Origin of the sequence: Paenibacillus sp. FSL H3-0286 (genome assembly GCF_045040705.1) — a bacterium.
In the GTDB taxonomy this organism is placed as follows: domain Bacteria; phylum Bacillota; class Bacilli; order Paenibacillales; family Paenibacillaceae; genus Paenibacillus_AQ; species Paenibacillus_AQ odorifer.
The window spans coordinates 4668240-4680503 of record NZ_CP150285.1 but is presented as its reverse complement, the minus strand read 5'-3'; the positions used below and the strand labels follow the sequence as shown (position 1 = coordinate 4680503).

At 43.5% G+C, this 12264-nt stretch carries 7 protein-coding genes; 5 read left to right on the top strand and 2 right to left on the bottom strand.

The window, feature by feature from the left end; translation table 11 throughout:
• Window positions 1-13 precede the first annotated feature (13 nt).
• The 4 genes from MHB37_RS21055 to cysI all read left to right on the top strand — a co-directional run bounded on the left by MHB37_RS21055 (window position 14) and on the right by cysI (window position 7494).
• Window positions 14-394, top strand: coding sequence for a response regulator (locus MHB37_RS21055; protein WP_036685780.1), 381 nt, complete (start codon window positions 14-16; stop codon window positions 392-394).
• Window positions 372-3632 carry an ATP-binding protein gene (locus MHB37_RS21050; protein WP_405168461.1) on the top strand — a complete coding sequence of 1087 codons (3261 nt, stop codon included), beginning with the start codon at window positions 372-374 and terminating at the stop codon, window positions 3630-3632. The genes MHB37_RS21055 and MHB37_RS21050 overlap by 23 nt, the downstream gene beginning before the upstream one ends.
• A 234-nt stretch (window positions 3633-3866) precedes the next feature.
• Window positions 3867-5723 carry an assimilatory sulfite reductase (NADPH) flavoprotein subunit gene (locus MHB37_RS21045; protein ID WP_339248792.1) on the top strand — a complete coding sequence of 619 codons (1857 nt, stop codon included), beginning with the start codon at window positions 3867-3869 and terminating at the stop codon, window positions 5721-5723.
• 46 nt (window positions 5724-5769) lie between these two features.
• Window positions 5770-7494 (top strand): assimilatory sulfite reductase (NADPH) hemoprotein subunit, encoded by a 1725-nt coding sequence (gene cysI / locus MHB37_RS21040; protein WP_076281461.1) that lies wholly within the window; start codon window positions 5770-5772, stop codon window positions 7492-7494.
• Window positions 7495-8866: 1372 nt separating this feature from the next.
• Here the strand turns inward: cysI and MHB37_RS21035 are convergent.
• Window positions 8867-10522 carry a cellulase family glycosylhydrolase gene (locus tag MHB37_RS21035; RefSeq protein WP_405168460.1) on the bottom strand — a complete coding sequence of 552 codons (1656 nt, stop codon included), beginning with the start codon at window positions 10520-10522 and terminating at the stop codon, window positions 8867-8869.
• 397 nt (window positions 10523-10919) lie between these two features.
• Between MHB37_RS21035 and map the strand changes: the two genes are divergently transcribed.
• Window positions 10920-11666 (top strand): type I methionyl aminopeptidase, encoded by a 747-nt coding sequence (gene map / locus MHB37_RS21030; protein WP_036685786.1) that lies wholly within the window; start codon window positions 10920-10922, stop codon window positions 11664-11666.
• Between the two features lie 54 nt (window positions 11667-11720).
• On the opposite strand, the gene MHB37_RS21025 is transcribed toward map, so the two are convergent.
• Window positions 11721-12125 carry a CBS domain-containing protein gene (locus MHB37_RS21025; RefSeq protein WP_076281463.1) on the bottom strand — a complete coding sequence of 135 codons (405 nt, stop codon included), beginning with the start codon at window positions 12123-12125 and terminating at the stop codon, window positions 11721-11723.
• Window positions 12126-12264: the final 139 nt, after the last annotated feature.

Below are 12264 nucleotides of genomic sequence, written 5' to 3'. Positions count from 1 at the left end.
GAACTAGGCAGCTATGCAAAAGGTAATGGTAGTGGATGATGAAGAAGTATTACGAATGTTAATCGTAGACACCTTAGAAGATTTGGAAGACGTGGAGATCCACACTGCCGAGAACGGATTAGAGGCGCTTTCAAAATTGTCACAGGATCATTATGATTTGGTGATATTGGATTATATGATGCCTGAAATGACAGGGATTGAAGTCCTAGGTCAACTGGATGATGAGAAAAAGAAGGCTACAGCTATTTTAATGTTAACAGCCAAAGCCCAAGATGTAGATCGTCTTCGAGCGGTAGATGCAGGCGCACGTTATTTTATGCCAAAACCTTTTAGTCCGATGGAACTCTTGCAGATTGTGGAGGGGATCCTAAGTGACAAAGGGAAGCAGCTCTAATCACAGTATTAAAAATAGATATTTTCGTATCATTGCCTTGGTTTTTTCGTTAATCATTCTTATGGGATCTGTATTTTTGTTTTTCATAAACAATGAGCAGAACAAATTAAGTAGAGACCGTGAAGTTCTGCAAAATAAGGCGGACACGATTAACGAATTGGCGACTGCGTTAAATGAGGTTTTTTTCCGAGCGAGGGGATTCAGCGCACTTAAGAGTAACAATGAATTAGAGCTCTTAAACTTAGGACTTGTTAACTTTGATAAGATTCTGGATACCTATTCTAATCTCAGTTTATCTCCGGAAGAAGCTTTGTTTAGAGATGGTTTGAAGGCCTTTTATGTTCAGTACAAAACTAAAGTTTTGCCGGAAGCGATTCGGTTTGTCGAGGCAGACGATTATGTGTCTTTGAGAGCTCTATCCGCAGATGGCAACACGAAATCAGTAAATGATTTTTTAATGTATACAAAAGAGTACAAGCAACGATCCGATGCCGCATTAAATACTATGGCTATGGATTACATCAAACGTGCCAATGAGTTTACCTTTATCGCATTCTTTTTCAGCACGATTATTCTGCTAATCTTCACCTTTATGATCTGGCGGATTCTGAAGAACCTAATAGATCCTATTCTGAAGCTGGAAGGGGCAACCCATTCCCTGGCTGCAGGAGAAGAAATTCTTCTGGGCAAGCTTAAGAATCAAGATGAAATTGGCCGACTTTATGATGCTTTTCTAAATATGGCTAGAAGTATTCAAGATAAAGAAGAAGAATTGATGATGCAGAATGAAGAGCTGCATGCGCAGCAGGATGAACTTCAGGATCAGCAATATAGGCTGCAGCGCTCGCTTAGTGAAATTGAGAGTATGATGAAAGCCTTGGATCAATCGTGTGCGGTGGGGATCCTTACTGCTAAAGGTGTCTTTACCTACGCGAATGATAATTTAAGTGGATATACCCGCTATAAAAAGTCTGAGATTATCGGTTACACCTATAAGTTATTTGAACTTTATAATCTCTCTGATGAGGGTTATCAGAAAATCTTTAACAAATTAAATACAGGCGGAGTGTGGAACAATGAGCTGCAGATTCTAGCCAAAGACGGATTGCCCATCTGGCTGCATCTGACGATTGTGCCTTACCTGAATGAAGAGGGTGTGATTTATCAATACATCCTTATTGCGAACGATATCACCTCAATGAAAAGCGTGCAGCAGGAGCTAGCCGAAACGTTAAAAAACACAGAACAGACCAAGATGATGCTAGAGCTAAATAATCAGCTGAATCATGATATTACTTATACTTTGGATAAACATGAATTTGCCGATAAGTTTATTGAGTTTATGCATCGCCTGTATGCCTTTGATTCGAGTTTCTTCCTGCTTGTGAAAGATAATATCGCGGCTGTGAAAGGCATTCCACAGGAGAATGTGGAGCGTTATCTTGATCATGAGAATAATGAGATGTTATATCGCTTGCAAGCGGAAAAAACGTACCTAATCAAGCGCCTGGCCACACAATCAGAGCAAGGGATTTCTGCGAGTGAGGTCTATGTTTACGACTTCTACACTACTGTTGTGAACGCAGAGGATGAGATTCTTGCAGTGTTCTGTGGCAGCCGGATTGGTCATTCCTTCAGCAAAGAAGAGATTAATGAGGTTCAAGGGATGATGAACCGCGTAGCGCTGGCGATTGAACGTTTATTCATGTATGAAGAGATTGAACATGGACGAAAGCTGAATCGGGACATCGTAAATAATGTGAACGAGGGCATACAATTTGTGAATACAGAAGGTATGCTCCTGCAGATGAATAAAGCGTTGAGCAACATTTTTAATTATGAGTGGACAGAAGGAGCTTTGATTCCCCGTCAGAAATGGATGGATTATTTCATTGAGCACTCGAATGAGAATCATGAACTTCGGATGTTTTTTGAAAAAGCGATTGCTGAGGATGCTCTGGAATCGAGCAGCATGCAATACTCCATTGGAACTGAATCGATGAAGCATATTGATGTGTATGCGATCCCTGTATTCCGTCGCGAACTGCGTATTGGTACATTGTTTGTCTACAGAGATATCACTAGAGAATATGAGCTGGACCTTATGAAATCTGATCTTGTCAGTACGGTAAGTCATGAGCTAAGAACACCGCTATCGAGTGTACTTGGTTTCACAGAACTGTTATTATCTAAGACCATGAAGCCTGAGAAGCAGCTTAAATATCTGGAGACGATTCATAAAGAAGCTAAACGACTGACGGAGCTCATTAATGATTTTCTTGATTTGCAGAGAATGGAGTCAGGTAAGCAGCAATATATCACGGAGCATTTGAATCTCAGTGAAATTGTATTAGGCGTAATTGATCAATATAAACTGAGCAGTACCCATCATGTACTCCTAGTGGATGAGGCTTTGAATGCGGATGTTGACGTGGACAAGGATAAGATTGTCCAAGTTCTGACGAATCTGTTAAGTAATGCGATTAAATTCTCGCCTGATAACAATGAAGTTAAAGTACTGCTGCATAACGAGTCGGATAGAATTATTGTACGTATCCAGGATAATGGTCTTGGCATTCCTAAGGATCAAATAGGACAGCTATTCCAAAAATTCAGAAGAGTGGATAATAGCGCCTCTAAAAGAATTGGAGGAACAGGACTCGGGCTTGCCATCTGTAAGGAGATTATTGAGAAGCAAAAGGGAAATATCGGTATAGATTCCGTTGAAGGAGAGGGCACTACCGTCTGGTTTAGCCTCCCTATCCTCCATGCGGAAGCGAGCCGGCAACAGGATGAGCTTAATAAATGGAGCACCGATAAAGAGCTCAAGCCTAATGTGATGATCGTTGAAGATGATTACAGTCTATCGTTGCTTTTATCAGAAGAGCTTAAAGGGAAGGGCTTCCGTGTTACCCATCATTACCATCCACAGCAAGCTTTTGATCAGGCCTTGAAAACACCATTTGTGGCGATTGTGGTAGATTTGATGTTGGGTGAAGAGCTGGATGGCTGGGATTTGATCCGAATGCTTAAAGAAGATCCAAGAACTGAAAATATACCTATCGTTATTTCTTCTGCTCTGGATCAATCGGATAAGAATCAATTAAACGATGTAATTCAAAAATATTTAACTAAACCTTATCCACCCGGCGAGCTGTCGAATACGCTTGAGGAGATAGTGAAGATTAAGACGGGGAGCGGCGAGGTGTTATTTCCCGAAAGTAAGCAAAAATTATAGCTTTTATTTATCACAATATTTTATAAATAGTATCACTTTTTATAATGAAACCGATCAAAACAGGTTAAATCATACTGTTTTGATCGGTTTTTAAGTACTTTATAGATTATTTTTCAATAAAATACAATTATTAGGGTAAATCGACATCATTGATCGTTTACAATTATTGTGATAGCCTGATTTCATGAGGTACGGATCATCAGAAGATTTCATGTTTAGGAGAGGTGGATATTGTTGCAACTACAGGTAACGAACAGTCCTTTTAACGAGAGCCAAGTCGAGCTACTCAATCGTCTTCTACCATCCTTAACGGAGACACAGCAAATATGGCTTAGCGGTTATTTGTCAGCCATGGGCTTTACTACTGCACCATCGGCAGGTGCCGGGGTTCAAGCAGTACAATCAAATACGATAGGAAATGTGGAAGGTAGTGCCGTTAGTCAACCTGCAGCTTCACGTGAAGTGACCGTGTTGTTTGGGTCCCAGACAGGGAACTGCCAACGGCTGGCTGGGAGCTTGTCCCGCAAGCTGGAGGAGCAAGGATTTCAGGTCACACTCACTGCGATGAACAGCTTTAAGCCCAATGCGCTTAAGAAGGTTGAGAACCTCCTATTGCTGGTCAGTACACATGGTGAAGGCGAGCCGCCAGATAATGCACGGATGTTCCATGAATTTCTCTATAGCAAAAGAGCTCCTCAATTAGAGAATCTGAAGTTCTCAGTGCTGGCACTGGGGGATACCTCCTATGAATTCTTTTGTCAGACCGGCAAGGACTTCGATCAGCGGCTTGAGGAACTTGGCGGCAAGCGGTTAAGTCCACGTGTGGATTGTGATCTTGATTATGATGATTCGGTTACCGAGTGGTTTGAAGGCGTCATTAGTGCGTTAAATGCACATTTAAATGCTCCGGCCATTGCGGCAAAAGCGGTTCAAGCTGCGGAAGACGCAAATTCTCAGGAGCCTTTGTATACCCGTAACAATCCTTTTAAAGCGGAAGTATTAGAGAACCTTAATCTGAACGGACGTGGTTCTGACCGGGAGACCCGCCATTTGGAACTATCCCTAGAAGGCTCGAACATACAATTTGAACCAGGGGATGCGCTGGGTGTCTATCCGGAGAATCATCCTGAATTGGTAGACGCTATTATTCATACTATGGGCTGGAATTCTAATGATATTGTTCCATTTAATAAAAAAGGGGAAGACGGCACCTTACGTGAGGCCCTTCTTCACCACTATGAAATCACTGTATTGACCAAACCGTTACTTGAACAAGCGGCGAAGTTATCTTCTTCTAACCAACTAAGTGATCTATTGTCGCCAGAACGTGCGCAACAGCTTAAGGAATATATTCAAGGCCGCGATCTGCTCGATTTAGTTCAGGACTTCTCTCCATGGGAGGGTTCGGCCAGTAGCTTTGTGACTATTTTGCGCAAGCTTCCGGCACGACTCTATTCAATTGCCAGCAGCTATAAAGCTAATCCAGATGAGGTTCATTTAACGGTTAGAGCTGTACGTTATGAGGCACATGGCCGTGAGCGTTATGGGGTCTGCTCGGTACATTGTGCTGAAAGAGTCCAGCCGGGAGATACGTTGCCCATCTACATTCAACATAATCCGAACTTTAAGCTTCCGACGAATCCTGATGCACCGATCATTATGATTGGACCGGGCACAGGTGTTGCACCCTTCCGCTCTTTCCTGGAGGAACGTGGCGAGCTTGGGGCGGAAGGTAAATCATGGCTGTTCTACGGAGATCGGCATTTTGTGACGGACTTCCTCTATCAGACGGACTGGCAGAGAATGCTTAAAGACGGCTTGTTAACTAAGCTGGATGTTGCTTTCTCCCGTGATACCGAAGAGAAAGTATATGTTCAGCATCGCATTCTGGAAAAGAGCCGCGAGGTCTACGAATGGCTGCAAGCGGGAGCTCATATTTACATTTGCGGAGACGAGAAGCATATGGCACATGATGTTCATTCTGCTCTGATTACTGTCATCCAGCATGAGGGTGGTTTGAGTCCTGAAGAAGCGGCAGCTTATTTGGATAATATGCAGCAGGCGCAGCGCTACCAACGTGATGTTTACTAATGGATAGAGGAAAGTTATCGAATGACTTCGGGGGGAGATAACAACAATGGCAAACAATGAAAAGGTTAAGCCGATCGGCGGGCCTCCAAGCGATGTTGAGCACATTAAGCAAGAGAGTAACTATCTGCGGGGCGCGCTTGTTGAGACATTAAGCAATCCGATTACCGGAGGCTTGCCGGAAGATGATAATCGGCTGCTGAAATTTCACGGAAGCTATATGCAGGACGATCGGGATTTACGCAACGAGCGTGAACGGCAAAAGCTGGAGCCTGCATTCCAGTTCATGCTTCGTGTAGTTGCCCCAGGCGGGGTAGCGACACCAGAGCAGTGGCTAGTGATGGATGATCTGGCACAAAAATACGGCAATGGAACCTTACGTCTGACTACCAGACAGGCGTTTCAAATGCATGGGGTACTCAAATGGAATCTTAAGAAAACCATCCGCAGCATTAATGATACGCTGATGACGACGCTGGCAGCTTGCGGCGATGTTAACCGTAACGTAATGAGTAATCCGAATCCTTACCAGTCAGAGGTGCATGCAGAGGTCTACGAATGGGCGCGCAAAGTAAGTGATCACTTATCACCACGTACGCCTGCTTACCATGAAATCTGGTTGGACGGTGAGAAGGTAGTAGATAGCTTAGGCGAACGTGCGGAAGTAGAACCGATCTATGGACCGGTATATTTACCGCGTAAATTCAAGATTGGTCTAGCGGTGCCTCCTTCTAATGATGTGGATGTATTCTCGCAAGATCTGGGTTTTATCGCTATTCTGGAAAATGAGAAACTAGTCGGCTTCAACGTTTCTGTAGGCGGCGGTATGGGGATGACTCATGGCGATACCAGTACTTATCCTCAGTTGGGACGTATAATTGGTTTTTGCCGTCCGGAACAGTTGATTGATGTGGCAGAAAAGACCGTAACGATCCAGCGGGATTATGGTAATCGTTCTGTCCGCAAAAATGCACGGTTCAAATATACAATTGACCGCCATGGTCTGGATTGGTTCGTAGACGAACTGCATGAAAGACTCGGATGGCAGCTTGAAGCAGCACGTGATTATCATTTTGATCACAACGGAGACCGTTACGGCTGGGTGAAGGGGACCAACGGAAAATGGAATCTGACACTTTATATCCAAAGCGGACGGATTCATGACCAAGAAGGATACACCTTGATGAGTGGCTTGCGGGAGATTGCTAAGATTCATACTGGAGATTTCCGGCTAACGCCGAATCAGAATCTAACGATTGCCAACGTCACTACTGCCAAAAAACGCAAAGTAGCTGAGCTGGCTAAACAGCATGGACTAACAGATGGAGCACATCTTTCTGCATTGCGACGCAGCTCCATGTCCTGTGTAGCACTGCCAACCTGCGGACTTGCGATGGCTGAAGCGGAACGCTATCTGCCTTCGTTGATAGATAAGCTGGAGCTTGTTATAGATAAGGCTGGTTTGCGTGACGAGGAAATTGTGATCCGAATGACCGGCTGCCCTAATGGCTGTGCTAGACCGGCGCTGGGTGAAATCTCGTTTATCGGCAAGGCTCCTGGCAGATACAATATGTATTTAGGAGCAGGCTTTACGGGTGATCGCCTCAATAAAATGTATAAAGAAAACATAGATGAGAAGGAGATCCTAGAGACGCTTGAACCTATTCTTCACCGATATGCCAAAGAACGTCAACAAGGCGAGCATTTTGGAGATTTCGTGATCCGTGCAGATTATGTTAAAGCCGTTACCTCTGGACTTAATTTCCATGACTAAATGAAAGTAGATTTAAAAATGTCCCGGGGCCAGTTGATGGCTGCCGGGATTTTTGTGGTTTGGTCGTAGTTAGATGCGCGGGGTGTCGTGTCGTACACATAATGCTCCAGAGGTAAAGAACGGTAGGTGAGCGCAGACGAGCGCAGACGAATAGAAGATGAGTAGTAGATGAGGGGCAGATGAGTAGTAGATGAGTAGTAGATGAGGGGCAGATGAGGGGCAGTAGACTAACAAGGTGACGGACTCAGGAGCCCTTATTTCCTGAAATCTTGCCAATTTGCCGAGTGTTCGGACATCAGCGCCGTTATGGGGATGAAAAGAGACAGGAACAGGCCTTTTACAGAGGAATAGCGTCTCTCCAGTCCGAAAGTTGCTCAAAACGGCTTAAATCGCACAAATAGCGTCATCTGAGTCCGAAAATCACGACAAAGCGCTCCAAAGGTAAAGAACGGCAGATGAGCAGCAGATGAGTGCAGAAGAGAAGTAGAAGAGTAGTAGAAGAGTAGTTGATGAGCGATAGTAGAGCAGTTTATGAGCATAGACGAGCGGCAGTAGATTAACAAGGTGACGGACTCAGGAGCCCTTATTTCCTGAAATCTTGCCAATTTGCCGAGTGTTCGGACACCAGCGCCGTTATGGGGATGAAAAGAGACAGGAACAGGCCTTTTTCAGAAGAATAGCGCCTCTCCAGTCCGAAAGTTGCTCAAAACGGCTCAAATCGCACAAATAGCGTCATCTGAGTCCGAAAATCACGACAAAAGCGCTCCAAAGGTAAAGAAGGCAGATGAGCGCAGACGAGCGGCAGTAGACTAACATCAGAGTAGTAAAAGGGTCATATTAGATAGTGGGACAGAGTGATATTAGCGCAGTAGGAGCAATTGTAGAGTAATACGCAGAACAGCAGGAGCAATAGTGAAGTAACGCAGAACAGCCAAACAAAAGAGCAGTAACCGACTAGCGGCACAATAAACGAGCGGCAGTAGACTAACATCAGAGTGGTGAAAGGGTCGAATTAAATCGATAGTAAAATAACATTAGATGGTGAAATAGTAAAATTAGATTAGCTCAGCAGTAGCAATAGTGGAGTAGTACGCAGAACAGCCAAATAAAAGAGAAGTAACCGACTAGCGGAACAATAGACGATCGACAGTAGACTAACATCAAAGTAGTAACAGTCAGCGGTAGACTAACATCAGAGTAGTAACATTCCGGGAGCAGGCTAACAGCAGTAGATCACCGTTGACTGACAAATCTAGCAACAGCCTTCATTTGATCTACAATAATCTAGTAAGATCCCAACATCTGCGCTACAACAGATTCAATTTAAAAACCAGCAAGTCTCCAATTCCGGGAGGCTCGCTGGTTTATGTTTTTAAGGAGCGATGCCGGAGATCAGTACATCGTTTTGATACAGGGTTACTTTGTTCCAAGTGCTGAAGGAAACTTTGGTTGGATCGAACGAATAGTCATTTGCTTCATTGAAGTTAGACCAGTCGCTTTTGTGCACGCGTAATTGGATTTCTCCTGTTTGTCCACCGGCAGGTATGGAGCCCGCGCTAGCATTGAAAGTAAGCTCAACGTAAGAGTCGGCGTTCGTCCCACTTGTGGACCCGAGGGCAACCGATATATTAGAAGCACCGACCTGCGCCCAATCGATTACTCCATTGAGAGAGGCGCTTCCATCTTTAGTAAAGTAATAACGAATTTTCAGTCCATTTAAATTGACTGCCGTTGTTCCGTTGTTATAGATGTTGAAGTAGGGCTTGATTGAGTTATCAGTAGCATTGGTATCTGCTGCACGGTAGTAAAGTGCCAGATTACTGGATGGCGAGCCGGTAGGAGTGGCTGTAGGTGTAGGTGTTACTGTAGGTGTAGGTGTAGGTGTAGGTGTAGGTGTAGGTGTAGGTGTAGGTGTAGCTGTTGGTGTAGCTGTTGGTGTTGGTGTAGCTGTTGGTGTTGGTGTAGGTGTTGGTGTTGGTGTTGGTGTAGTGCCACCATCCGGCACAGGTTGGTAACCAGGTGTTGTGTAAATTTTATTAAGCACGGAGGTTGCTAAGGTTCCGTTTGCTCCATTAACGACTGTATTTCCCCAGTTGCTGAGTGTTCCTGCTGGACCGCTGGCTAGATCCAGATATTCAACGCCTCCGCCATTACCATACCAGGACCAGGCGAGCCAGCCTACCTTTTTTTCCTTCGTGTAGCTCATAATGGTGGCTTCATCGACATCTCCACCCGTGTGCTTGTCACCGAATTCGCCGATAATCACAGGGGCTCCAATAGCCAAGGCACTATCGATATTACTCTTGACTGTAGCAGCATTACCTCCAGCATATTCGTACATATGAATTGAGAAAATAGTGTTTTTTAAGGTATCTGAATTAAATACAGCCTGACCACTAGTGAAAATAGATTGTGGGTATTGACCCCATCCCGCTGCATCTACAACTAAAGTGTTCTTAATGCCCGCATTTCTTAACGCAGGAATTGCCGCTTGGTATCCACTGGCCCATGTTGCAGTGTTCCAAGAACCGTACCATTCATTAGCAATATTCACAATGACACGATCTTCTTTACCGATCAAAGCATCCTTGATGCTGATCCAATAGTTTACTGCAGCGTTAAGGTCAGAGGTGTTGTCTGAGCCCGTAGCATCATGCACTTCCAGCATGGCAATCATTTTATACTGATCACAAAGCTTTAGAATATTTTGGACATCAGCTAAAGTATCGAGAGACCACTTGCTGCCATTAGAAAGTACAATTCTGACGGTATTGGAGCCAGTCGCTGCGATGGCCGGTATTGCAGTAGCCAGATCGTTTTTGTACCAAGTGTGTGCATGATTAACCCCGCGCATTACAAAAGGACTGCCGGTGGCATCGTATAAAGTGGCACCGCTTACATAAAAACCTTTAACAGAAGTGTTTGCTGCCGCTGCCTGCTGTTGAGGTAAAGAAATAGAAAGAGTAAGGATACTAATTAATACTAACAAACTGATTTTCCGGAACGAAAAATGCTTTCTGAATTTCATCAACATTTCCTCCTTAATCAAATAGGGTTGCTTCTTTGATTATGCGTATCCTCCAGGTGGTTGCAGTAAATGCACTCAATTACAGGCATGTATCACCTCCTCAGTTATTTTGAATATAACATATAAAGGAATTTTTAGGAATAATAAATAATTTAACGATAACAATAACTTTATGTTTTATTAGAAAGATAAGAGAAAGCTGATAAGGCACTCGTCTTTCATCTAACATTCTCATAAGAAATGATGTTATTTTTAGATTCAGGAAGGAAAATATAATTTTTTTTGCCTAATGATTTGGATTTCTCGCGATTTTCTTTCATAATATAAAGGGTAAACTAAATACAAAAGAAGAACCGTTGCCCGAGAGCGATGTGTTCTGTACAGAAGAGGCGATATTATGATTATCATGAAAACGATGGAAGAGATCGAAAAAATGCGTGCGGCGGGAAAAATTCTCGCTGAATGTCATCGTCAAATTGCGCAAATTTTGCAGCCTGGTATTACGACCTGGGAAATTGATGAATTTGCAGAAAAATTTATATTGTCTCAAGGAGCTACTCCTGAGCAAAAAGGATATAATGGGTACCCGTACGCAACCTGTGCATCTGTAAATGATGTAATATGCCACGGATTCCCGAAAAAAGAGCCGCTAAAAGACGGGGATATCGTAACCATTGACATGGTTGTTAACTTAAACGGCTGGTTGGCAGATTCGGCCTGGTCTTACGGGATTGGCAATATTAGTGAACAGGCGACCAAACTTCTAGACACTACTAAGGAATCTTTATTCCGTGGAATCGAGCAGGCGGTTGCAGGCAACCGTATTGGCGATGTTGCGCATGCCATCCAAGTTTATGCAGAGTCTAACGGGTTTTCTGTAGTGCGTGATTTTATTGGCCACGGGATCGGTTCAGAAATGCATGAAGCTCCGGAAGTACCTCACTATGGTCCAGCAGGGAGAGGGCCTCGTCTTAAAGAGGGGATGGTATTTACCATTGAGCCCATGCTGAACACAGGCAGTTACAGAACAAAAATTGATGCGGATGGTTGGACTGCGCGTACCATTGACGGCGGATTGTCAGCACAATATGAGCATACTTTAGCGATTACCCCACAAGGAACGATTATCCTGACTGAACTGTAATTTTGATGAAAAATAAAATGACCAGTCTCCGTAATGGAGATTGGTCATTTTTTATTAATCTGTAATGTTGCGAGTGTAATATTCAATGATATCTTTTCTCCTAATAATTCCAACAAATACACCCTCATTATCAATCACAGGAACGAAATTCTGATCCGCAGCAAGCGTCAGCATATCCTCCATTTCTGCATTAATGAGAACACTTTCGTTATGAACATGCTTTTGGATGTCGCTTACTGGAATTTCCCCTATATTGTCAAAGGTTAAATCTGCTGTGTTTTTCAGCTTCCACAATAGATCACCCTCCGAAAGTGTTCCTACATATTTTCCTTCATTATCAATAATAGGGATAGCCGTGTAATGGTGCTGTTCTAATTGTTCTAAGGCTTCCAGCATGGATAGTGAGTTAGTGATATAGGCGACTTGATCTTTTGGCAACAAAAAAGAGGATATTTCCATCGGCATGAACTCCTTTGTATTATGTTATTTTTTGATTAGGCTACTTTTATTTAAACATACTTTTGGAATGGATAGAATTTTAAATTTTCATCCCTTGAATTATAGGTAATAAGTCCTATTGAATAGAGGTCGTATTTTG